The sequence below is a fragment of the Variovorax sp. AC103 genome (genome assembly GCF_979254005.1).
In genome coordinates this window covers 146771-169345 of sequence record NZ_CEEDFC010000014.1, presented here as the reverse complement: position 1 = coordinate 169345, position 22575 = coordinate 146771, and the positions used below count along the sequence as shown (strand labels likewise).

General features: G+C 64.8%; 16 protein-coding genes. 5 read left to right on the top strand and 11 right to left on the bottom strand.

Annotation, left to right across the window (positions count from 1 at the left end; translation table 11 throughout):
* Positions 1–188 precede the first annotated feature (188 nt).
* From AC0IYU_RS20940 to AC0IYU_RS20930, 3 genes are all read right to left on the bottom strand, one after another.
* The gene (locus AC0IYU_RS20940) at positions 189–329 is read right to left on the bottom strand and encodes a hypothetical protein (RefSeq protein WP_472120657.1); all 141 of its coding nucleotides are present in this window, start codon (positions 327–329) and stop codon (positions 189–191) included.
* Between the two features lie 286 nt (positions 330–615).
* Positions 616–1671 carry a hypothetical protein gene (locus AC0IYU_RS20935; protein WP_472120655.1) on the bottom strand — a complete coding sequence of 352 codons (1056 nt, stop codon included), beginning with the start codon at positions 1669–1671 and terminating at the stop codon, positions 616–618.
* Positions 1672–1893: 222 nt separating this feature from the next.
* Complete coding sequence (locus AC0IYU_RS20930; RefSeq protein ID WP_472120653.1) at positions 1894–3009, bottom strand: acyltransferase family protein; 1116 nt, start codon at positions 3007–3009, stop codon at positions 1894–1896.
* Positions 3010–3277: 268 nt separating this feature from the next.
* Here AC0IYU_RS20930 and AC0IYU_RS20925 point away from each other — a divergent pair, with 268 nt between their 5' ends.
* Positions 3278–4936, top strand: a complete 1659-nt coding sequence (locus tag AC0IYU_RS20925) for a hypothetical protein (protein WP_472120652.1) — start codon at positions 3278–3280, stop codon at positions 4934–4936.
* A gap of 341 nt (positions 4937–5277) precedes the next feature.
* On the opposite strand, the gene AC0IYU_RS20920 is transcribed toward AC0IYU_RS20925, so the two are convergent.
* From AC0IYU_RS20920 to AC0IYU_RS20905, 4 genes are all read right to left on the bottom strand, one after another.
* A complete protein-coding gene (locus tag AC0IYU_RS20920; RefSeq protein ID WP_472120650.1) occupies positions 5278–5889 on the bottom strand; it encodes a class I SAM-dependent methyltransferase in 612 nt (203 codons plus the stop codon).
* Positions 5890–6342: 453 nt separating this feature from the next.
* Entirely contained in the window at positions 6343–6993 is a 651-nt protein-coding gene (gene slmA, locus AC0IYU_RS20915; RefSeq protein ID WP_435437917.1) for a nucleoid occlusion factor SlmA, read from the bottom strand.
* An 87-nt stretch (positions 6994–7080) separates the two neighbouring features.
* Positions 7081–7974, bottom strand: a complete 894-nt coding sequence (gene argB / locus AC0IYU_RS20910) for an acetylglutamate kinase (RefSeq protein ID WP_472120648.1) — start codon at positions 7972–7974, stop codon at positions 7081–7083.
* Between the two features lie 59 nt (positions 7975–8033).
* The gene (locus AC0IYU_RS20905) at positions 8034–9131 is read right to left on the bottom strand and encodes a glycosyltransferase family 4 protein (protein WP_472120647.1); all 1098 of its coding nucleotides are present in this window, start codon (positions 9129–9131) and stop codon (positions 8034–8036) included.
* A 45-nt stretch (positions 9132–9176) separates the two neighbouring features.
* On the opposite strand from AC0IYU_RS20905, the gene AC0IYU_RS20900 reads away from it, so the two are divergent.
* Positions 9177–9935 carry a glycosyltransferase family 2 protein gene (locus tag AC0IYU_RS20900; RefSeq protein ID WP_472120646.1) on the top strand — a complete coding sequence of 253 codons (759 nt, stop codon included), beginning with the start codon at positions 9177–9179 and terminating at the stop codon, positions 9933–9935.
* Here AC0IYU_RS20900 and AC0IYU_RS20895 read toward each other — a convergent pair whose 3' ends face one another.
* Together AC0IYU_RS20895 and AC0IYU_RS20890 are read right to left on the bottom strand one after the other, a co-directional pair.
* Positions 9936–10919: a glycosyltransferase family 2 protein gene (locus tag AC0IYU_RS20895; protein WP_472120644.1), complete on the bottom strand. Its 984-nt coding sequence runs from the start codon at positions 10917–10919 to the stop codon at positions 9936–9938. It abuts the gene before it with no gap.
* Entirely contained in the window at positions 10919–12781 is a 1863-nt protein-coding gene (locus AC0IYU_RS20890; protein WP_472120642.1) for a glycosyltransferase family 2 protein, read from the bottom strand. The genes AC0IYU_RS20895 and AC0IYU_RS20890 overlap by 1 nt, the downstream gene beginning before the upstream one ends.
* 207 nt (positions 12782–12988) lie before the next feature.
* Between AC0IYU_RS20890 and AC0IYU_RS20885 the strand changes: the two genes are divergently transcribed.
* The 3 genes from AC0IYU_RS20885 to AC0IYU_RS20875 are packed head-to-tail and all read left to right on the top strand — an operon-like array spanning position 12989 to position 15915.
* Complete coding sequence (locus AC0IYU_RS20885) at positions 12989–14407, top strand: mannose-1-phosphate guanylyltransferase/mannose-6-phosphate isomerase (RefSeq protein ID WP_472120640.1); 1419 nt, start codon at positions 12989–12991, stop codon at positions 14405–14407.
* On the top strand, positions 14404–15207 hold the full coding sequence (locus tag AC0IYU_RS20880; RefSeq protein ID WP_472120638.1) for an ABC transporter permease: 804 nt from the start codon (positions 14404–14406) through the stop codon (positions 15205–15207). The genes AC0IYU_RS20885 and AC0IYU_RS20880 overlap by 4 nt, the downstream gene beginning before the upstream one ends.
* 3 nt (positions 15208–15210) lie before the next feature.
* Positions 15211–15915, top strand: coding sequence for an ABC transporter ATP-binding protein (locus AC0IYU_RS20875; RefSeq protein WP_472120636.1), 705 nt, complete (start codon positions 15211–15213; stop codon positions 15913–15915).
* A gap of 15 nt (positions 15916–15930) precedes the next feature.
* Here AC0IYU_RS20875 and AC0IYU_RS20870 read toward each other — a convergent pair whose 3' ends face one another.
* Both AC0IYU_RS20870 and AC0IYU_RS20865 read right to left on the bottom strand, forming a co-directional pair.
* Positions 15931–19890: a glycosyltransferase gene (locus AC0IYU_RS20870; RefSeq protein ID WP_472120634.1), complete on the bottom strand. Its 3960-nt coding sequence runs from the start codon at positions 19888–19890 to the stop codon at positions 15931–15933.
* A gap of 80 nt (positions 19891–19970) precedes the next feature.
* A complete protein-coding gene (locus AC0IYU_RS20865) occupies positions 19971–22511 on the bottom strand; it encodes a glycosyltransferase (protein WP_472120633.1) in 2541 nt (846 codons plus the stop codon).
* Between the last annotated feature and the right edge of the window lie 64 nt (positions 22512–22575).

Genomic DNA, 22575 nt, shown 5'->3' with positions numbered 1-22575 from the left:
CTAGTCCGATCGGGATAGGGGTCGGTCGACGAAGACCTGTCCCCTCCCACACCACCCCAGCATTCGGGTCCGCACCGGGCGGTTCGAGAAGTTGAGAAGTCAGCATCCGGGCCGGGCACGCCAAAGAGGTCGACGTACGCAACGGCGAGCATGCGGTTCAGCGCCAATGCTCAGCTGCACAACCAGCGTCAAACATTGGCCGCGATCCGCTCGGCCACATTGCGACTGACACACACGCCGCGCAGCTTACGCGACATGAGAATTGACCGCAGCACCGACCTGTCAGCGATTCGCTTGGTCAGCCGATCCATGAGGATGTCGTGGTTCACTCCGTCGAAGAATTTCTACAGATCAGGACATCCATGCTAAGGACCTGGCGCGCTTCCGAGGCGGCAAACCGGACTCTCGCAGGGTCTTCAAGTAGGCTTAGCCGCGGCGCTGAGTGATCCCGTCTTCGCTACGGCGCGGTCGGCGGGAACGCGACGCTTGCCACGACCGCGCTATGGAGGATGCGCTGCAGGTGCAGGGCCGCGTTGCTCCTTCTCCGACGCGCTGAGCTACTGAGGGTTCCGGGGTGCCCCCTGATTAGGGGTGAATCGGGACTAACTCCACGGACTACAAAAATGTGCCTATCGGCATGAGCAAGGCTGCCGAATACCAGATGGCCCCAAAGATCACGTGGAGCCCAAATGCCGCCCATGCCGGCCAAGCTCTACGCCAAGCCACAGCCGCAACTGCGATCGCGCTTTCGACATATAGCAAGAACGTCACGGTCTGCCCAGTCCACGCGAAATTTCCTTGCATCATGCGCCCGCCAGACTCAACGACGCAAATGCTGATCGTCATCCCAACAGCGTAGAGGAACCATGCGAACAGCAGCCGGTTGGCACCCGCGCGCTGGCGCCAGATGACCACGGCGGCCACAACTGGAAAAAGAAGCGAGCCCGGAAGCTTTTTGAGCAAGTCCGCCGCCCCGCCATAGACTACGAACGGTGCGAATCCGAGCCCTCCCCCCCCGGGGCTGCCGTTGAAGGTCATTCGGTACTGAAGCGCCAACACTATGCACGCTGGTATTGCGACCAACGTGAGGTTTCGCAGAGCCGCTTTCCAGGAGCCGGACAACGCACGATAAAACTCTACAGCGCACACGCACGGCAAGAACGCGATCAGGAATGATGGCTTCGCGATAGCGGAAAGGATCACGCCGACGGGCAGTATCACCACCCAAACTGCGCCCTTCTGTCCTTCGAAGACAACCCTAAAGTAGGCGAACAGAACCGCTATCGAGAGTGCCTTCGAGAGCACCTGAGTAGGGTTGTGGTAGACGGTTGGCGCGATGTAGCCATAGTAGAAGTTCAGCGCGAGCGCGGTCTGCACGAAGATGTGAGAGACCAGCAGTACCAAGACTGCGATGCTCAGTGCGCCCATCGGGCTCCCCCTCGGTGAAGACCGACGGATCTGGGCTCCGATCATCCCTGCCATACCTGCATAGCACAGCGACATCAGAACGATGGCCGCGGCCTCATAAGAAAGGCTGCTCGCCTTGGCGATCGCGATTATCAGCAGTTGGAACAGAAAGTGCGGCGAGACAACGTCGGACCACTGGTGGATCGACTTCGCATACTGGATGTGATTCCACAGGTCTGCCGGCTGCTGCAGGTAAGGGATCATGGGCATCGAGAACAACACAGCAGCAATCACTGCGGCCCAGCACACTACCGCCCATCGGCGATGCATCCCCCCCATTGCGTGGACTGAGGTGTCTGCGGCTACATTTTTCAATGTCTTCTCCTTCTTGCAACTTGCACCGCATTGTGACGGCAGCCAAAAAGCAGAAAATCTCCCAGCACAAACACGGACGAGACGGGTCGGACATTGAGTGGGAAAGATGCTTCACCGCGGGGTAGTACGGGCATCGTTCTTTGCTTGGCTTGGCGTCCCACTTGACCCCATCAGATATGCGCTGAAACGTTTCGCTGCCGCGATGCCCCAGCGATCTGTCGGGGCAAGCAATGTCGCACACGCGATGCTCACCGCAACCGTCGACAGGTTCAGCAACATCTTCTGCACATCCGTCGGCTCATCAATCCAGCGGTAGGCGTTGTTGCCGTAGGCGAGCATCAGCGGCCCGTGGATCAGATACAGCGGGAAGGATATTCGCCCGAGAAAGCGGCTAATGGGGCCGGAAAGAAGCCGTGCAGTGGGCGGGTTGAAGATGCAAGGTATGGTGAGCAGGATCGCGACCGTAAGGCTTGCGCCCCAAGGTTCCTCGCCAGCCTTGTGTAACAGGCTGGCGCCATACACACCTGGGATGAACAGTAGAAACGTGGCCGACGACCAGTTGCCCTTGCTGCGCTTCCACGAATCCGAGACGTAGATCTCTGCAAACACGAGGCCAACGATGAATGCCGTGTATATCGGGTGGACAAAGTACGATACGACCCCGACTGCGCTGTAGACGAGGAAGCGGCGCTCCAGCCGCCCAGCGACAAAAAGTACGCCTAGGACAAGACACGACCCCCAGAGCTCAAATCGCATGGTCCACAGAGGCGCAATCAGCGTAGTTGAGAAGCTGTAGTCGAAGAACGTGTCGAACAACGAGGATCTGAAGACCTGCCACAGGCTTGGGGCAACTGGCAGGAAAGTCTGAAAGGCGGGTAGCCGCTTTTCGGCAGGTAGAACCAAACCGACCGCGAAAAAGGCGTAAAGCACGAGCGTCACGCAGAGTACGGGGAGTGCTAGGCGGAAGTACCGTCCGAGGGCAATATTGGTCAGCCCGGCATAGTCAGGCCGCCGTAAGAACGCGATGGAGAGCGAGAAGCCGGAGACCAGAAAGAACACCCACACCGCAAGCACGCCATTGAACAGGAATATTGGTCGAAGGGTGTCGCTGACAGTTTGGTTGATCGAAAATCCGTCGAGAAACACGTGGTATAGCACCACTACAACCGCACCCCATCCGCGCAGGCCATCGAGGAAGTGCAGTCGGACGTCTGGAGCGGCTTTCATACACGTATTGTGCGCGGCCCGCGGTGGCCCAAATCAGCCTCCAGCGTGAACGCTGAGGGTGATTGATTAGCAGTAGCAAGACGTTGCCACGGCAGATGACCTGCAAGCGGCAGCCCGTGGTCGACCGGACCTAACCATCCCTCCATGGAAGGCTTCGCCGCACCTCGGCTTCGGGCAGACCCGGCGCTTGGCGCGTTTGGACGGTTACCATCCCCCCGCGCTCAACCTCGGCGGATTGCTCGCAACCGCCCCTCGATGCACGCGCTGCATGGCGTCGACCCATGCCATTCGTTTTTTGACTACATCACTGCGGGAATTGTTCATGGCTAGTTCAGCTCGGAATGACAGCGACGATTCGAGCTGGAAGGATCTTGCGATCGCGCTGCTCACAGCCGGGACAACGCTCATCCTGTTGTGCTGGCTCGCCGCCCCACGGTGGCAGACGAACGACGACGCATTCATGTCCATGGTGGCGCACGGCTACGGCGTCGTCTCTGGTGGCTCACCGCCCAACCTTATGTTCTCAAACCTGCTGTGGGGCTACTTCGTCCGCAGCTTACCGACACTGAACGGCACACCGGGCTATTCACTTGCTACGATGGCAGCGCTGCTGGTTTCAGGTTCGGCGATCGGCTTCGCGTTGCTGCGATTACGAGCTAGCGTTGCGGTTTGCGCCGCAGTGGTCGTTTTCGTCTTCACAGGACCAATCCTATTTCCGCAGTTCACGGTGAACGCTGGCTTGCTCATGGTCGCGTCCATCATGCTCTTGCGCGTGTATGCCAGAGACGGAAAGGCCAGTCTCTTGGCCGCCGCCTGCCTGCTCGCCTTTGCCAGCTACCTCATCCGCTCGCAAGAGTTTTTGTTTGTCTGCGCAGCGGGCTTGCCCTTCCTTCCAGTCGGCCAATTTCTCAGGGACCGACGGGCGCTGATGGGGGCTGGCGCTCTGGCTTGCGCCGTCGTTGCAAGTGCCGTTGTCGACTACCAGGCCTACCGAACACCAGAATGGCGCGATTTCAACGCCCTCAATCCCGTCCGTGCGCTGATGACGGATTTCGGCGCCGCTGAGCCCGTCAGAGCGCGTCCCGACGTGCTGTCCAAGCACGGCTTCAGCCTGAATGACGTCACGTTGATCGAAGGTTGGTTCTTCGTCGATCCGAAAGTGGCGAATCCTCCAGCACTTCAAGCGATGATCTTGGAAGCAGGCGGAAGCCCGATACAAGAGCACAAGTTCATCAATGCAGTGCTTGGCATTAAAGCTTTAGGTCAGCCATCCATCTGGCTGCTCACCTTGGTCGCGCTTGGGGTTTCCGCGACTGGCGCCAGACGCTCAACACTATGTGCTTGGGCGATTTTTCTCACCGGCATCGCCGCGATGGGATATCTTGGCCGACCTGGCGTTCTTCGCGTTTACGTTCCCGTGCTCGCCTTGCTCATCGTCGCGCCGTTGCCAGAATTCCGTTGGCGCCAACGATACAACGCCCTGTTCGCCAGCGTGCTCGGCATCGCAGCTGTAGTCAACATGGTCAACGTCGTTACTGAATCAAGAGCGCTCAGGAGCGCCGATGCACAAGTTCGCAAACAGGTCAGCGGCGTAGACGGCCAACCAGTCGTCCTGTGGGCCTCCAGCTTCCCGTTCGAAGCGGTCTACCCGGTGCTCGGAATTTCCGAGCGCGCAATGGCATACAGGCTGTACGGGCTGGGCGTGTCGACGTTGGCACCTTTTGCGGTCTCGCGATCAGAGAGCCTTGCCGGGCGCGACATGATTGTTCGCTTGCGCAGTCCGGAAGGCGTGCCCATATTTGCCACCAGCATTCAGATCAAGCTGCTGGAGGCCTACTGCCGTGAGCACTTTGCTGGGCAGCTCGAGGAGATCTCCACGCCACCCGCCGGATTGATCGCACCATCGTCGTATCGATGCAGCGCCTGACAAGACCGCAGGCCGAACGATAAACCGCCCCAGCCAGACGGCTTCGCTTGGTTAGCCGATTCATCAGGATGTCGCGGTTAATTCGGTCGAAGAAATATCTATCGATCAAGGTCAACCACCACGCGTCGCCCTTGCCCCAAACACTGCTTGGCTGATCGAACCGCTTGATACGCGCTGCGCCCCGGCTGAAGTCGTAGCTATGCTCGCCGAAGGTCGGATCGATGCGCGGCTTCAGCACCTGCAGCCGACCCTGTTAAATCGACCTGTCCACTGCGGAGTGAATTCCCAACTCCCGTGTCCCGGCGCCGGCTTGGGAATGCCCACGCGACGCACGTGCCTGATCACGCCCGCGTGTAAGGCTTCCTGGCCTCGAAGATCACCGTACCGGGGCCGATGATGCCGTGCGTCGGCTGGTCCAGGTCCCACTGCGTGGCCTCGAAGCCGAGCGCTCGCAGGCGGTCGAGCATGCTCAGGCCGAAGATCGTCCACACCAGCACGCCTTCGTCGGGCCGCACCGGGTCGCCGTGGAAGGCCTTCTCTTCGAGATAGACGATTTCGCCGTCGACGATCTTTGCGCGCACCTGGTCCTCGGCCAGCAGCGGGCTGTAGGGGACCGTGAAGATGTGTCGCCCGCCGGGCTTGAGCACGCGAAAGATTTCCGCATGCGCGGCATAGGGCTCGGGCATGTGCTCCATCACGTCGCTCGACATCACGAGGTCGAGCGAGCCGTCGGCGAAGGACAGCGCCTGAAGGTCTTCATGGCGACGCCCGTCGACCATCTGTCCGGAGGTGTACTCGTCGCCGAAGTACTCCGAGCACACATAGCCGGGCAGTTCGGCCAGCTGCAGGTGCAGCGCGCCCGTGGTCTCGGTGTTGTAGGTGACGAAGCCGGGGGGAAAGTGCCAGCCGCCGTCGTTCGGCAAGCCGAACTGCTGGCGAATCAGATAGGCCATCTGCCGCTGGCGGTTGAACGACTGGCAATTCGAGCACCGGCCCGATTCGCGCGGGTTGTCTGTGAACCCGGCAAACCGGCTGTGCATGCCGCAGACAGGGCAGACCCCTGAAAACACGGGGCCTTCATCGACGGGCTCGGCCATGGCTGGCGGCTCCACGACCGATGCGGACGTTGCGGAATGTGGCTGCGTTGCCGACGGCGTTGGCGACCCGGGTCGCGTGCGCCAACTCGATGCGGCCAGGCGCAATTTGCGCAAAGCCCTTTTCACGATGCTCATGTCCCTCGCTCCAATGTTTTTATGTTGGGAACCGCGCAGTCTAAGTCGTTGCGCGCAGCTTCGATACGGAAAAAAGGCGCGTCGTCGCCCTCTGCGCTCGCGCGGTGAGCCATGTCACCAAGGGCCCAACTGCCCGTCGGCTCGAAGCAGGCCGGCCGTGCCCTGCGATAGGCCTCAAACGATCAGCGCGATCGTCGCCTCGAGGTGTTCGGACGGCGCGCGCCGGAAGCCCGAACGCGCAAAGCGCTGCAGTTGCCCCACCACGAAGGCGGTGAGCGCCGCCGCGCGGACCTGCGCATCGACGCTGGGCGTGGCCGAGCCTTCGGCGGCGGCCGCGCCGCGCAGCACCTGGCGCAAGGTGGCTTCGATCTTGTCGAAGAACTGGTTCATGCGCTGCTGCAGGCGTTCGTTCTCGTAGACCAGCGCATCGCCCACCATGACGCGGGTCATGCCGGGGTTGCGCTCGGCGAACTGGACCAGCAGCGTGAGAATGCGGCCGGCCTGCTGGGCGCCGGTGGCACCCTCGCGCTCGAGGATCTGGTTGACCAGGGTGAAGACGCTCTGCTCGATGAAATCGATGAGCCCCTCGAACATCTGGGCCTTGCTGGCGAAGTGGCGGTACAGCGCCGCCTCGCTCACCTCGAGCCGCGCGGCCAGCGCCGCGGTGGTGACCCGCTCGGCGCCGGGCTGCTCGAGCATGGCGGCCAGCGCCTGCAGGATCTGCACGCGCCGCTCACCCGGTTTCGGGCGCTTGCGCGCCGGGGGGGTGGGCGGGTCTGCAGGGGTCTCTACGCCGGGAGCACTGGTCGTCTCTTCGTTCTGCATGGGAGCGCGTGCAAAGATGTAATCAATTGATTCTCGCACAGCGCAGTGAGCGCGCGCCCTCTGCGTTTCTTGCACGCGACCTGGGGCTCAGCGGGCCCGGATCATCGTCCCGTAGGCCTGGTCGGTCAGGATCTCGAGCAGCATCGCGTGCGGCACGCGGCCGTCGATGATGTGCACCGCATTCACGCCGCTCTTGGCCGCGTCCAGGGCGCCCTCGATCTTGGGCAGCATGCCGCCCGAGATGGTGCCGTCGGCGAACAGGTCGTCGATTTCGCGCGCGCTCAGGTTGGTAAGCAGCTTGCCGTTCTTGTCGAGCACGCCGGGCGTGTTGGTCAGCAGCATGAGCTTCTCGGCCTTGAGCACGATGGCCAGCTTGCCGGCCACGACGTCGGCGTTGATGTTGTAGCTCTCGTTGTCCTCGCCGAAGCCGATCGGGCTGACCACGGGAATGAACGCGTCGTCCTGCAGCGCCTTCACCACGCTGGGGTCGATGGAGACGATGTCGCCGACCTGGCCCACGTCGTGGAACACGGCGGGGTCGGTGCGGTCGGCCAGCTTGAGCTTCTGCGCGCGAATCAGGCCGCCGTCGCGCCCCGTGAGGCCCACGGCCTTGCCGCCGGCCTGGTTGATCAGGCCCACGATGTCCTGCTGCACCTCGCCGGCCAGCACCCATTCGACGACTTCCATGGTCTCGGCATCGGTCACGCGCATGCCCTGCACGAAGCTGCCCTTCTTGCCCAGCTTGTTCAGCGCGGCCTCGATCTGCGGCCCGCCGCCGTGCACCACCACCGGGTTCATGCCGACCAGCTTGAGCAGCACCACGTCTTCGGCAAAGTCGGCCTGCAGCGCGGGGTCGGTCATGGCATTGCCGCCGTACTTGATGACGATGGTCTTGCCGTGGAACTTGCGGATGTACGGCAGCGCCTGGGCCAGGATCTCGGCCTTGTCGCGCGGGGGAATGTTGAGGACGGGGTCGGTCATGGGCGGTCAGGCTCCGAAGCGTTGGACGATGAGGGGGAATTCTCGCAAGGCGGAGGCTGTCACGGGCGCAGCCAGCGGGGCACCTTGAAGCGCACGATCATGAGGTACGCACCCACATAGGTCGTGACAAACAGCAGGCAGAAGAACATCAGCACGAGCGTGTTGTTCCAGAACAGCACGGCCGGCACCACCGACATGGCGGCGAACATCCACAGGTAGGGCGAGGTGCGGTTGTTGCGGGCCAGCAGCTGGCGGGCCTCGTCATCGGCCAGCGCCACGCGCACGATGCGCCGGAAGATCAGCTGGTGGAAATGCAGCGCGTCGGCCGTGCCGGGCGACTGGCCGCGCGCCAGCTTGCGATAGATGGAAAACAGCGTCTCCCACACCGGGTAGATCAGCAACAGCATCGGGAACCAGGGCGAGACCACGCGGTGGCGCTGCACCAGCATGACCACGGCCACGGCAATCACCATGCCCCAGACGTAGGCGCCGCCGTCGCCCGCGAAGATCTTGCCGCGCGGGTAGTTCCACACCAGGAAACCCATGGTGGCGCCGACCAGGCAGACCATCATGGCCGCCAGTTGCCGGTCGCCCACCTGCAGCGCCACGTGCGAGATGGCCAGGCACACCAGCACGGCGACCGTGCCCGCCAGGCCGTTGTAGCCGTCGATGATGTTGAAGGCGTGCGGCAGGCCGCCGATGGCGAGCACCGCGAACAGCACGGTGGCGAAGGGAATCATCACCAGCCAGCCGTCGACGATCTCGAAGCCGGTGCGCGCCACGCCCAGCCCCAGCAGCCAGCACACCAGCAGCGCCGAGCCGATGGTCAGCCCGAGCCGGTAGCGCACCTTGACCTTCTGGGTGACGTCTTCGACGATGCCGCCCAGCACGGCGGGCAGGATGCACAGCAGCGTGAGCATCGAGGTCTTCGCGGGCCACGACACGTTGAACGGGTCGGTGCCGGTGATGCCGGCCGCCAGCCAGGCCACGCCCATGCCCAGCAGGATGCCCGCACCGCCCAGGCGCGGCACATGGCCCTTGTGGAAGCGTTGGGGCATGTCGGCGCCGTAGATGCGGGCATGCCTGCGCGCGCGGCGCATGAACACCTGGACCGAGAAGGCGGCGACGAAGAAACTGATGACGATCAGAGCAATCATGTGTGGGGGTTGGGGAACCCTAGAATTCCCGAGCGAAATTAGACCATGCCCACGCCCCCCTCCCCCTTCCCCACGCCGTTTCCCCCGATCACCATTTCAATCGTCAGCCACGGCCAGCTTGCGCTGGTGCTGCCGCTGCTCGATCAACTGGAGCGGCATTGCCGCGCCGCGATCGCCAAGGTCGTGCTCACGCAGAACATTCCGGAGCCTGACCTGCTCGCGGGGCGGAGCTGGGGTTTCGAGGTGGCGCGCATCACGAACGCAAGCCCCAAGGGCTTCGGCGCCAACCACAACCAGGCCTTCGCGCGCTGCAGCAGCCCGTGGTTCCTGGTGCTCAACCCCGACATCCGCCTCGACAGCGACGTGCTGACGCCCCTGCTCGCCCAGGCCGCGGCCGACGCCGGGCTGCTGACGCCGCGCATCCTGGAGCCGGGCAAGGCCGGGCCGGAGCCGCACCGGGCGCTGCTCACACCCTGCGAGATCGTCGGGCGCAAGAAGCCCGGCTACGTGCGGCCGAGGGTGCCGGCGTGGATTCCGGGGCTGTTCATGCTGTTTCGCAGCGAGGCCTACCGGCAGGTCGGCGGCTTCGACGAGCGCTTTTTCATGTACGGAGAAGATTTCGACATCTGCGCGCGCACCCGGCTCGCGGGCTGGAAACTGCAGGTGGGCGAAGACCTGGTGGCCCGGCACGACGCGCAACGCGACAGCCACCGGAGCAAGAAGTACCTGTACTGGCACGTCACCAGCCTGCTGAAGGTGTGGCTGTCGGGGTCGTTCTGGCGGTACTGGAAGCTGCGCCGCTAGTCAGCCGCGCTCGAGCAGGTCCTGCGCGATGGCATGCCCACCGCGGCCGAAGCGCGCATAGCGGCCGCGCGCCGCCTCCAGCAGGATCGGCAGCAGGCGCAAGGGCCGCGCCGCCGGCAGCTGCGCCCTGAACCGCTGGTGCGCGACCTTGGCTTGCTGTGCGTCCAGGTACCTGGCCGGCACACGCGCACCGAGCCGCTGCAGGCGCTGCAGCAGGGCCTCGGCCCGGCGCAGGCGAGCCACATGCTTGTCGCCGCGTTCGGCAAAGGCCTTGGCCACCTTCTCGGACAGCGTGAGCCGCCGGGCGCCGATCTGGTTGCTGGCGTGCTGACGGTAGTCGATGGTCGGCTCAGGCAGCACGTCCATGCGCCCGACGGCCGACGCCACCGCGGCCAGCCATTCGTCGTGCACCCACTCGGGCGCGAACGGCAGCGCCGCCTCGAGCAAGGTCTTGCGGAACACCGTGGTGGCGCCCGTCGCGAGGTTGCGCCGCAGCAGCACGCCGAAGGCCTCGCCGCCGGCGATGGCCGCCAGCTCGGCGGGCTGCACCTCCAGCGCATGGAACAGCGTGGAGCCCAGGGGTTTCAGTTCGGCGTTTACCAGGCGCGCATCGGTGTGCAGCAGCAGCAGGTCGGGACGCGCCTCGAACTGCGCCACCATGCGCGCGAGCCGGCCGGGGTGCCACACGTCGTCCTGGTCGCACAGGGCGATGAGTTCATGGCTGCAGGCGCTCACGGCCTGCTCGAAATTGCGCGTGACGCCCAGCGGCGGCACGTTGCTGAACACGCGCAGCGCGACCTGGTCGGCCATGCCGCATTGCACGAGGGTGTCACGCACCACGGCAACGGTGCCGTCGGTGGAGCCGTCGTCGGACAGCACGATCTCCCGCGGCAGCGGCGTCTGCGCGCAGATGCTGCGAACCTGCTCGGGGAGGTAGCGCGCGCCGTTGCGGGTGCACAGCGCGACGGACACGTCCAGGGCCATCAGACCGGCGCGAGGCGGGGCGGCCAGGCGTAGCTGAAGTCCTCGCGGGCCAGCATGAGGTTGGGGCTGTAGGCGGGGTCGTTCTGCAGGAGGTCGCCCCAGCGCTTGTGCATGTAGGCGGACTCTTCCTGGAACTGCGCCTGCCGTTTCGGGGACATGTTCTTCGAACGCGTCGCCGACTCGTAGTGGAAGAGTTCGGCGTACGGCGTCCAGACATTGCGCAGGCCGGCTTCGCGCAGGCGCAGGCAGAAATCGATGTCGTTGAACGACTCCCTCAGGTTCACCTCGTCCAGCCCGCCCACCGCCAGGTAATGCTGCTTCTGGATCACCAGGCAGGCCGCCGTGACGGCAGAGAACGACTGGATCAGCGCGGCACGGCCTGCGTAACCTTCGCGGCCGACCGGCATGCCGCGGTGCGCGTGCGCGGCGATGCCGCCAATGCCCAGGATCACGCCGGCGTGCTGCAGCGTCTTGTTGGGGTACCACAGCCGCGCGCCCACCGCGCCCACGCCCGGCTGCACGGCCAGGCTCACCATCTCGCTCAGCCAGTCCGGCGTGATGACCTCGATGTCGTTGTTGACCAGCGCCAGCAGCTCGCCCTTGGCCGAGGGAACCGCGCCGTTGTTCAGCGCCGAATAGTTGAAATCGCGATCGTCGCGCAGCACGCGCACGTTCGGCCTTTCAGCGGCAATCTGCTTGAACCAGGCCAGCGTGGCCGGGTCGTCGGAGCCGTTGTCGACGATGATGATTTCGTAGTTCGAGTAGGTGGTCTTCGAAAGAATCGACTCGACGCACTGGCGCGTGAGCTGCAGCGCATTGCGCGTGGGAATGATCACTGAAACCAGCGGCAAGACATCGGGCAAGGCGTAACGCACGCGATAGCCGAAGTCGAGGTGCTCGGCCGTGGCGCGCACGCCGGTGCGCTGGAAGTGCTCGTTCAGCGCCCGCTCGCCCGCGAGGGCCGCATACGGCTTGGCGCTCATCGAGCGCGCCGTGCTCTCGCTGTGCACGCGCCAGTGGTACAGCACGCGCGGAATGTGGCGGATCTGCCCGGCATCGATGCGCTCCATGCAACGCAGCACCAGGTCCCAGTCCTGCGAGCCTTCCATGCCCACGCGGAAGCCCCCGACCGAACGCATCAGTTCGGTCGACAGCACGCCCAGGTGGCTGAACATGTTCTGCGAGCGAAAGAGATCGACGTTCCAGTCGGGCTTGAAGTAGGGGCCGAAGCGGAAGCCGCTTTCGTCGGCCTTGTCCTCGTCCGAGTAGATCAGCTGCACGCCGGGGTTCGCTGCGATGCAGTCGGCCACCCAGAACAGCGCGTCGGCGGGCAGCAGGTCGTCGTGGTCCATGAGCGCCACCCAGGGGCCCGACACCAGCTCCAGCGCGCTGTTGGACGCGGCCGAAATGTGCCCGTTCTTCGGGCGGAAAAAGACCTTGATGCGCGGGTCGCTCTCGCTGTACGACTTGAGGACGTCGCGCACCTCGGTCGAGGGCGACGCGTCGTCGGCGATGCAGAGCTCCCAGTTCGGGTAGATCTGGGCGCGCACCGACTCGATGGCCTCGCGCAGCCACCCTGGGTTGGGGTTGTACGTGGGCATCACGACGGAGATCAGGGGCTGCTCTTTCAGGGCGGCCACGCGCTGCACGATGCGGTCGCGAATCTCGGGGGTCAGCGTGTCGTAGCGACGCACCCAGGTCGTGTAGTTGTTGTAGCCGCCGATGCGCCGTCCCATCTCCCAGCGGATGCCGGGCCAGCCCGACTTCTTGAACATGCGCCAGGCCCGCTGCAAGCGCCCCATCAGTCCGGGGCCTCGCCCGAAGGCGGCCAGTGCAAGAAGAAATCGGTAGAGAGCATGCATGGATTGCAGACCCGCAAGGCGGGTGGAACGAAACTTTGGGGCGGGAAAAGAAACAGACAGCGGCCATGCCGGGGAGATGGCGCCGACCGGGGATTATCTTCGCAACGGCCAGGGGCCAAGCCCCGTCGCCGCCAGCGCCGGGTGCCGCGCCGCCCGCGGAAGGGGCTGCCCGTAAAATTGGCCGGGTCAACAAGCAAAAGGAAAACAATGAGGTTGCTCTCAGTGGTGCTCTCGGGAGGCGCCGGCTCCAGGCTCTGGCCTGCGTCGCGTCAGGCGTTTCCCAAGCCGTTCATGAAGATCGGGGACTCCACGCTGCTCCAGCAAGCCATCGAACGCGGCCAGGCCTGCGGCACGGGCGACCTGATGATCGTGACCAACAAGGACCACCTGTTCCTGACGCGCGATGTGCTCCAGCAGATGTCGGACCCGCCGGCCACGTCCTTCCTGCTCGAGCCCAAGGGCCGCAACACGGGTCCGGCGATCGCGCTGGCCGCGCTTCAGTGCGCGCGCCAGTTCAGCGGTGACACGGTGATGCTGGTTCTCTCCGCCGACCATCTCGTGCCGGACGTGCACGCGTTCGTGGCCAGCGCCAGCGAAGCCTTCCGCCTGGCGCAGGAGGGCAAGCTCGTGGTGTTCGGCGTGAGCCCCACCAGTCCCGACACGGGGTTCGGCTACATCGAGGTCGAGCATGTCTCGCGCGAGAGCCAGGGCGTCAAGCGCTTCGTCGAGAAGCCCGATCTCGAAACGGCCCAGAGCTATCTGGCAACAGGTCGTTACTACTGGAACAGCGGCATGTTCGCCTTCACGGCGGACACCATCATTGCTGCGCTCGAAGAACACGCGCCCGAAGTCATCCGCGCGGCAAGGGCCGCGCTGGAAACCTCCAAGGCCACGGGCAACTGCATCAATTTCGAGCTGCACGCGTTCGGCCTGCAGCCGGACATCAGCATCGACTACGCCGTGATGGAGCGTGCCTCGAACGTTCACGTGGTGCCGGCGAAGTTCAGCTGGAGCGACGTGGGCTCCTGGCCCGCCGTGTCCAACGCGCTGATTCCCGACGCCAGCGGCAACACGCTGCCCGACGACGTGGTGGCGCTCGACACCACGGGCACGCACGTGCAGGTCGAGAGCTTCGGGCCCAAGGTGGTGGCGGTCGTCGGTGTGCACGACCTGGTCGTCGTCGACACGCCGGACGCGCTGCTGGTGCTGCACAAGGACAGCGCGCAAAAGGTGAAGCAGGTCGTGAACGCGCTCAAAGCCCGCAAGCACGATACGGTTCATCAGCCCACGCTGGTTCACCGCCCCTGGGGCACGTACACTTCGCTCAAGCAGGAAGAAGGCTACAAGGTCAAGCGCATCACGGTCAGGCCCGGTGAGGCGCTCTCCCTGCAATACCACCACGAACGTGCCGAGCATTGGGTGGTGGTACAGGGTCAAGGCCTCGTGCAGATCGGAGAGGTCGAGTACGAAACCTTCCCCGGGCAGTACCGCTACATTCCCTTGAAAGAAAAACACCGTCTCACCAACACCGGCGAAGATGAGCTCGTGCTCATCGAAGTCCAGTGCGGCGGCTATCTGGGCGAAGACGACATCGTCCGCCTTGCAGACACCTACGGGCGCACATGAGCCAAGTCCATTCCAATCTACATCGAAGCGCCCTGGCCGACTGGTGGCAGGGCACACGCCGCACCGACATCTGGCTGACCCTCGCATGGTTCGACATCGTGCTGCGCTACCGGCGCTCGATGCTCGGCCCCCTGTGGCTCACCCTGAGCATGGGCGTGATGATCGCCGGCATGGGGCCGCTTTACAGTTCGCTGTTCGGCACCGAACTGTCCCGGTTCTTTCCGCATCTGGCACTGGGCATCATCTTCTGGGCGTTCTTCTCCAGCGTAGTGACCGACGCCTGCAACGCATTCGTGGGGTCGTCCAACTACCTCAAGCAGGGCTACTTCCCGATCAGCCTGTTCGTCTGGCGCAGCCTGGCGCGCAACCTGATCCAGTTCGGCCACCAGATCGTGCTCTACATCCCGGTGGCGCTCTGGGCCGGGATTTCGCTGTCGTGGTCGGTGCTGCTCATCGTGCCCGCCTTCCTCATCCTCATCATCAACGCGCATGCGCTGGGGCTCCTTCTGGGGCTGATATGCACGCGCTACCGCGACGTCACGCAGATCGTCACCAGCGTGATGCAGATGCTGATGTTCCTGACCCCCGTGTTCTGGCTGCCCGAAAGCCTGCCGGGCCGCGCCAAGTACGTGCTGTGGAATCCGTTCGCGCAGATGCTGGACCTGCTTCGCACGCCGCTGATGGGCGGCGTCGCTCACCTGCACAGCTGGATCGGCATCATGGTCTGGACCGCGCTGTGCCTGGTCGCCGCCACCCTCCTGTTCTCGAAGTACCGCCGCCGCGTCGTCTACTGGCTCTGATCCATGGCATCCATTTCACTCAAAAACGTCGCCGTCAACTTTCCGATCTACGGTGCGGGCGCGGCCTCGCTGAAGAAGACGCTGGCGGCTTCCGTGACGGGCGGACGCTTCGGCAAGGAAACCGGCGTGACCGTCGTGCAGGCGCTCAGCGACATCAACCTCGAACTGAAAAGCGGCGACCGGCTCGGCCTGATCGGGCACAACGGCGCGGGCAAGTCGACATTGCTGCGCACGCTGGCTGGCGTGTACGAACCGTCGTCGGGCGAGTTCACGCGGCAAGGCTCGGTCGCCAGCCTGATCGACCCATCGCTGGGCATCGAAATGGATGCGACGGGCATCGAGAACATCATGCTGCGCGGACTCGTGATGGGCATGAGCAAGAAGGATCTCGACCGCCTCACGCCCGACATCTGCGAATTCAGCGGACTGGGCGAGTACGTCAACATGCCGGTGCGCACCTACTCGACCGGCATGATGATGCGCCTGGCGTTCTCGATCTCGACGAGCGTCGAAGCCGACATCCTGCTCATGGACGAGTGGCTGTCGGTGGGCGACGCCGAGTTCACGGAGAAGGCCGAGCAACGCATGCGCGACGTGGTGTCCAAGTCGGGCATCCTGGTGCTGGCCTCGCACTCGCCGGAACTCATCGCCAAGGAGTGCAACCGGGTGATCCACCTCGAGCATGGACGGATCGTCGAGGTCCCCTGACAGGGTGCGCGCCTGTCAGCGGCGCAGGCTGCGCCGCAGCGCTTGAATCTCGGCGAGCCGCCGTGCCACCTTCTCGCCCGCCACATCGACCGACAGCGCGGCCTGCGCGCTGGCCTTGGCCCGGCCCCCCAGTTCCGCGGCCCAGGCCTGGTTGTCGAACACACGCCGCATCAGTTCGGCCGCATGCGCCTCGGAGGGCTCGGCCCATTCGAAGTGCGCGTCGTAAGGCGGGATCGCCTTGCCGAGCTTGACGATCTCGTAGCGCACCGGAAGGCTGTTGCCTTCGTCCATGAAGTCGACGTTGCCCGAGAAGTCGGTGGCAATGACCGGCTTGCCCATCAGCATGGCTTCCGCCATCGTCAGGCCCAAGCCTTCGCTGCGATGCAGCGACACGTAGGCGTCGCAGGCGTCCATCAACGCCAGCACGTCGCCGGGGCTGTAGACCTCGTTGATGATCTTCACGTTGCCGACCTTGGCTGCCGCGTCCTTGAGCGCCTGGAACTGCTCCGGATGTCGCTCCGCGAACGAGGTCTTGAGCACGAGCTGCACCGGCTCGCCAGGCCGGAAAGCGCTTGCGAAAGCGCGGATCAGGCCGAGCGGATTCTTCCGCTCCATGACGCTCATCATGTGGAAGGTGAACAGGAACGTGTACGGCGCCGCCTCGAGGCCGAAATAGGCACGTGGGCGCCGCTCGAAGGGGCCGAGCTTCACGCCCGGGAAGAGCACGTGCACCGGCTTCGAAATCTTGGCACGCAGGCCACGCGCCACGAATTCGGTGGCGGCCCAGACCTCGTCGATCTCTTCGACATGCGGCAGCCAGGAATTCGGAATGACGTCGAACTCCCAATACCAGTAGGCGATGCGGTAGGTGCGCGGCGAGCGCTCGAAGAGGTCGCTGCGGCTGTAGGCCTCGCCGAAGAACGGCTCGGGCTGCACGTGGATCAGCGTGGTGTCGAAGTCCTCGAAACCCTGGAAGTCTGCATGCCGCGGGTCGTCCTTGCGGTCGGTCTTCAGGTCGCGCAGCGAGGTCTGCACGCCCACGCGTTGCGCACCTTCGACCAATGCCTCGATCGACACCCGCAGGCCCGAGGGGTAGGCGAAATGGCCGATCACGTTCAAGCCCGGCGCCACCAGTTCGGCCGCCACCTGCGCGACATCGAGCGCATCGACCCATTCCACGACCTCTGCAGGCTGCGCCGCCGCGGGCGTGGACAACCACTCGATCAGCGCCGAAGCGCGGCTTGCGTCGTCCAGCGCATGAGGATGAAGAAGGCGCCAGTCTTCACGCGCCCAGTAGGCACCGCGGATCTGGCGTGCGGGCGATGCATCCACCGGCCAGCATGCGGGATCGATCCAGCCCTCCTTCACGCGATAGGTCGCCGCCACCCATCCGGCGAAAGCGCGACGGCCGAAGACCGTGAGCCCGTCCGGGTAGAGCGCCTGCCAGGCCGGCGAGAAGGCATAGGCGCGCAACAGCTCGACGACCGGCTGTTCGGACGCCTCGCGAAACAGCCACCAGATCTCTTCGAGTCTCAGATTCGCCAGATGGCGACCGTTGCGCATGAACCAACCGAACAATGCAAGCTGCCCCATCGGCAAGAGGCCGTGCGGCAGCGCGTTCTTGATGTCTTCGTCGAACAGGTAGGCCTGCCGGGCGCGGGCGCCCAGGCCCGCGCCCAGGCAATGAGCCACCCATTCCCTTGCGCTTTCAGGCAACGCCAGCGCGGCGCCGCCTTCACCCGCGATCCAGCGGCCAAAGGCGCCGCCGGGGCCATCCGACAGCGCGGTGGGAAACCGCCGCGCGACATCGGGACAGGTTCGCAGCAGGTCCAGAACCCAGCGCGCGGCCGACCACGCGTCGACCACGCCGTGCGCGGGTTGCGGCATCCACAGCACGTCTTCGCGCGGCAAGCCTGCGGCCTCGAGGCAGGTGCGCTCCACCGAGAGATCGAGGGTCGACGAGGGCAGCATCATCGTGCCGAGCGCCCGCGTGTCGGCCTGGAGGCTTTCACGCGGGGAGCGGGCAGCGCCCACGCACAGCGTGGGAATCGGCCTGTGTCCGTCCAGCTCCGGATGCAGATAAGGGTCTTCGTCGATGCCCAGCAGGCGTACGTCATCGGCAAAGCGCTGCAGGTCCGGCGTGGGGTTGATGTCGCCCCGCGTGGCGCCTTCGTGATGCACCAGGCGGGCGTGCGGCGCATAGGCCGTGCGATATCCCGCACGCCAGGCCCGCAGGCACAACGCAACGTCGCTGAAGGCAAGCAGGTAGGCCTCGTCGAAGCCGCCGATCCGGTCGAAGGCTTCGCGCGACACCATCTGGCACGCCCCCATCACGGCCATCCAGTTGCGCGGATGCGCTGCCGAGCCGAACACGCCCCACGCATCGCTGTGATCGGCGTGGTACATCAGCCCGCAGAACGTTACTCCCAGCCCGACGCCGCCGTGCTGCAGTTCGCCGTCGGGATAGCGCAGCTGCGTGCCGACCACGCCCACGCCAGGGCGCTGCGCAAACCGCACCAGCTCCTGCAGCCAGTCCGCCGCAATCACCTCGGTGTCGTTGTTGAGAAACAGCAGCAGGTCGCCGCGCGCGAAGCCCGCACCGAAATTGCAGGCCGCGGAGTAGTTGAATTTCCTGCTGAAATGAACGATCGACACCTCGGGGCAGGCGCGCAGCTCTTCGTAGTACGCACGCGTGGCTTCCTCGCAAGACCCTGTATCCACAAGAATGATTTCCTTGTTGACGTAGTCGGTGCCTTGCAGTAGCCCTTGCACACACACCCGCAGCAGGTCGGCCTTGTCCTTGGTGGGGATGACAATCGACACCAGCGGCGGCGCCGCCAGCTCCCAGGTGGCGCGCTGCGTGCCGTCAAGTTGGGTTTCGACATTGGCCGCAATGCCCGCCCGCGCCCAGTGCGCCTGCAACGCCCTGCGATGGTCGGCAGCCGCCTCGGAGCCCGGCGCGGGCCGCTCGGACCCGCTGTCCGCGCTGCGGTGGCACAACACCTTTGGAATGCGCGTGACGATGCCGGCCCGATCGCTTGCGCGAAGATTCAGATCCCACTCCACGCCTTCGCCCATGGCAGCGTCGATACCGCCCGCGCCGACCACCAGGTCGCGCCGCAACAGCGTCAGGCGACCGAAATAGTTGAAGGCGTACAGCAGGTCGGGCGACCACCCCGGCTTGAAGTAAGGGCTCTGGCGCAACCCTTCACTCGAGAGCCGGTCCTCATCGCCATAAAAAATGTCACTGCTGGGCAAACGCCGAAGCGCGTGCGCCAGTTCGTTCAGCGCCCCGGCGGCCAGCATGTCGCCGGCGTCCAGCAATGCAACGAGTTCGCCGCGGGCCGATGCAAGGCACGCGGACAAGCCATCCGCACGCCCGCCGCCTGGCACAGGCACGCGCACGATGCGTGCGTCCTTCGCTACGCCGTCGAGCACCGACAGAACGGCGACTGGCGCGTCGGGCGACACCGCCACCAAGACTTCCCAAAGACCGACGGACTGGGAGCGCACCGATTTCAGTGTCTGCAGCAAAGCCTGCGAGCTGGCGCCCGCCGCAAGCAGAAACGACACACGCGTGCCGGGATAATCGGGCACAGCGGGCGAGCGGCGCTCGCGGGTTGCAATCCACACGCCGTAGGCATCGGAGGCGTCCAGCGTACCGCGCAGCGCCACCTCGTTCGGCGTGCGAAAGCGCATGGCGCGAAGCCGCGCAGGCATGCGCCATGGCGTCATTGCCCACCATGCGGCCTTGGCGACGCGGCGCAGGTTGGCGCGCAGGGGCTGCGGCACGGCGGTGGACACCTTGCGCAACGGCGCCGTGACGCGCCAGGACATCGAGGCGCGCATCGCACGCTCGCGCTCGAGCGCGGCTTGCGCACGCTGGTTGGCTGCGTCCAGCAGGACTTCGAACCCAGCGGTGTTTCCGCCTTGCGAAAACCCGGACTTGTCTGCGTCCGTCTCTGCGTGGGGCACGGAGCGATCCTGATCGGACCTGTCGTTGTTCATGGGACTCACCGTAGGGCCGGTAGAGAGAGCAAGGGGATGAGCTGCCCTCAGATGGGCGTCACCCGTTCGAATTCGCCGTTCTGCGCCATGATCTGCTCGAGCGAACGCCGGCACTGGAGCTCCTGCCGGGTCAACCAGGTTGCGTCGGCCACGTCCATCGCGCGCAGGCAGATTTTCGAGGTCGCGCTGCGCGAGTAGTTTTCCTCAACGTAAGACAGACCGGCTTCGCGCATCGCGTTCCAGGCCGCTTCGTCACGGTACAAGCGCAAGACCTCGGCCGCGAACTGCCGGGGATCGTCGGCCGTGGCCAGATGGCCGTCACCCGGATGCGCGATGCCTTCCGCCGCGATGGCCGTTGCCACGCTGGGCACACCGTGCGCCAACGCGGTGACGAGCTTGCCCTTGATGCCAGCGCCGTAGCGCAGCGGCGCCACAAACACGCGCGAAGTCTGGAAATACGGTGCCAGTTCTTCCACAAAGCCCGTGACCACGATGCGGTCCGACGCCAGGGACAGCACTTCGGGCGGCGGCTTGTTGCCCACCACCAGCAGCCTTGCGCCGGCAGGCAGTTCCCTCTCCAACTCAGGCCAGATCGACTTGACGAAGTAGAGAACCGAATCGACGTTCGGCGCGTGCGGGAAGTTGCCAAGGAACATGATGTCCGCGCGGCCGGCGAAGGCGGGCGTGTCGCGGTACACGTCGGCGATCCATGGCAGCACGACCATGTTGCCCAGCGGTGCCGGCAACGACTGCTGAATCACGTCGCGCTCGATCTCGGTGTGGACGAACGAAGCATCCGCCTGCGCGAACATCTCGAGCTCCAGCTTCTTCGTAACCTTGGCGGAGAACAGGGCCTCGGGTGTGTTCGAGGTCTCGGCGGCACGCGTCTCGCGCAGGAAATGCAGGTCGACGTTGGCGAAAAGGATGCGCGTGCTGGGCGCCTTCCTGCGCAGCATTGCATAGACAGGATGCGCAACGTTGTAGCGGTACAGCAGCGCGTAGTCGAACTGGCTGTCGATGTCGAGCAGCGCGTTCATTTCTTCGGCGTAAGGCTTGTAGTAGCAGCAGACACCGCGGCGCTGCAATGCCCCGGTGTACTTTTTCGACCAGTACGGCGAATGCAGCGGGAAGAAGCTCTCGCCAAAGCCGCACTCCCGGTAGGCGCTCATCACTTCATCGGTCACGATGGAGCCCGAGTCCTGGTCGGGGGTCGGCGTGAGCGCGTCCACCACCAGGATGTTGCGACGCACGCGCCAGCTGGCGGCGCGCATCGAACTCGTGCCCGGCTGCGGGTGCGCCTTGAGTTCGGCGCTGAAGCGCTTGGCGAACTTCTCGAGATTCGTCACCTGGTAGGCCTTGATGCCCTTGGTGGTGTCGCGCCCGTGGGTGATGCCTTCGTAGTGAATGGCACGCGAGGTCGGCACGAACCAGACCTCGTAGCCGACACGGCGCAAGCGAAACGCCAGGTCGGCGTCCTCGCAGTAGGCAGGCTTGTATTCGGGGTCGAAGCCGCCGAGCTCGTTCCACACCGTCTTGCGCAACGCGATGGACGCGCCGGAAATGAAATCGGCCTGGCGCGCGAAGCAGTACTGCGGCAGGTTCGGGTCCTGGTTGCGGCCGTAGTTGTGGGCCGAACCGTCGCGCCAGAAAATGCCGCCCGCTTCCTGCAAGGTGCCGTCGTCGTTGAAGAGCTTGGAGCCGACCATGCCGGCCTTGGGGAACAGCGTGAAGGCGTCGACCAGTTCGTCGAGCCAGCCTTCGACCACGCGGGTGTCGCTGTTCAGGAGAATGACGATCTCGCCGTTCGCCAGTTGCACCGCAGAGTTGCAGCACTCGAGGAACCCGCCGTTCTCGGCGCGCCGCTCGTAGCGGATCCACGGAATGACCTTCAGCACGTCCACGCGCGACGCCACCGGCGAGGCGTCGTCGGCGACGATGATTTCGACCGAGTGCTTCGAACGCAGCTTGGCGAGCGAGTCGAGGCAATTGAGCACGAAGTGCGTTTGCCCATAGACCGGAATGATGATCGACACCTTGGGCGCGGTGGTCGTCACCTGCAATGCAGGCGTCTTGGCGGCCATTGCCCTGGCGGCGGCCTCCACGGAGTCGCCCGCCTCGCGCTGCGCGAAGTCGAAACCCGCGCCGGAGAAGTAAGCCTTGCCGGCCATGAGTTCGAACTGCACCACGTCGTCGGGCAGCGGGAAGCGACGCCCCTCGTCATCTGACCAGAGCGGCTCGGCACGAGGCGCGCCGGGCAACACACGGCCTTCCTGGCGACCGAAGCGCACCCAATGCACGAGCGGATTCAGGTTCACCTTGCGCAGGTCGGGGTTCTCGGCCATGTAGGCCCGCACCGAAAAGTTGGGGGAAGGCTCGAGGCCGTCCTTCCAACCCTGCACCAGGTAGTGCTTGAGCGGATCCTTGCCACTCGACGCTACCGCAGGATATTCCTTGAGATAGAAGTCGGCATCGAAGAGGCGGCCCTCCTGGATCGCGCGGACGTCCGCCGCCGAGTGCCGCGCACTGATGCCGAGGACGCGCAGCGCCTTCTTGGAAAGCCGGACGGCCTGCTTGAGTTCGTTGATCAAATCTTCTCCACTGTGGGCGTCTTGGTGCGCCTGCTCCGTCCGATAAAAACTCGACGAGGCACGA

Bases quoted from the DNA above. Each gene is read 5' to 3' on its own strand.
- argB (WP_472120648.1), bottom strand. From the start codon at position 7,974: ATGACCGACCCCGTCCTCAACATTCCCCCGCGCGACAAGGCCGAGATC.
- AC0IYU_RS20875 (WP_472120636.1), top strand. From the start codon at position 15,211: ATGGCATCCATTTCACTCAAAAACGTCGCCGTCAACTTTCCGATCTAC.
- AC0IYU_RS20925 (WP_472120652.1), top strand. From the start codon at position 3,278: ATGGCGTCGACCCATGCCATTCGTTTTTTGACTACATCACTGCGGGAA.
- AC0IYU_RS20900 (WP_472120646.1), top strand. From the start codon at position 9,177: ATGCCCACGCCCCCCTCCCCCTTCCCCACGCCGTTTCCCCCGATCACC.
- AC0IYU_RS20920 (WP_472120650.1), bottom strand. From the start codon at position 5,889: ATGGCCTATCTGATTCGCCAGCAGTTCGGCTTGCCGAACGACGGCGGC.
- AC0IYU_RS20885 (WP_472120640.1), top strand. From the start codon at position 12,989: ATGAGGTTGCTCTCAGTGGTGCTCTCGGGAGGCGCCGGCTCCAGGCTC.
- AC0IYU_RS20890 (WP_472120642.1), bottom strand. From the start codon at position 12,781: ATGCATGCTCTCTACCGATTTCTTCTTGCACTGGCCGCCTTCGGGCGA.
- AC0IYU_RS20905 (WP_472120647.1), bottom strand. From the start codon at position 9,131: ATGATTGCTCTGATCGTCATCAGTTTCTTCGTCGCCGCCTTCTCGGTC.
- AC0IYU_RS20880 (WP_472120638.1), top strand. From the start codon at position 14,404: ATGAGCCAAGTCCATTCCAATCTACATCGAAGCGCCCTGGCCGACTGG.
- slmA (WP_435437917.1), bottom strand. From the start codon at position 6,993: ATGCAGAACGAAGAGACGACCAGTGCTCCCGGCGTAGAGACCCCTGCA.
- AC0IYU_RS20895 (WP_472120644.1), bottom strand. From the start codon at position 10,919: ATGGCCCTGGACGTGTCCGTCGCGCTGTGCACCCGCAACGGCGCGCGC.
- AC0IYU_RS20935 (WP_472120655.1), bottom strand. From the start codon at position 1,671: ATGATCCCTTACCTGCAGCAGCCGGCAGACCTGTGGAATCACATCCAG.
- AC0IYU_RS20930 (WP_472120653.1), bottom strand. From the start codon at position 3,009: ATGAAAGCCGCTCCAGACGTCCGACTGCACTTCCTCGATGGCCTGCGC.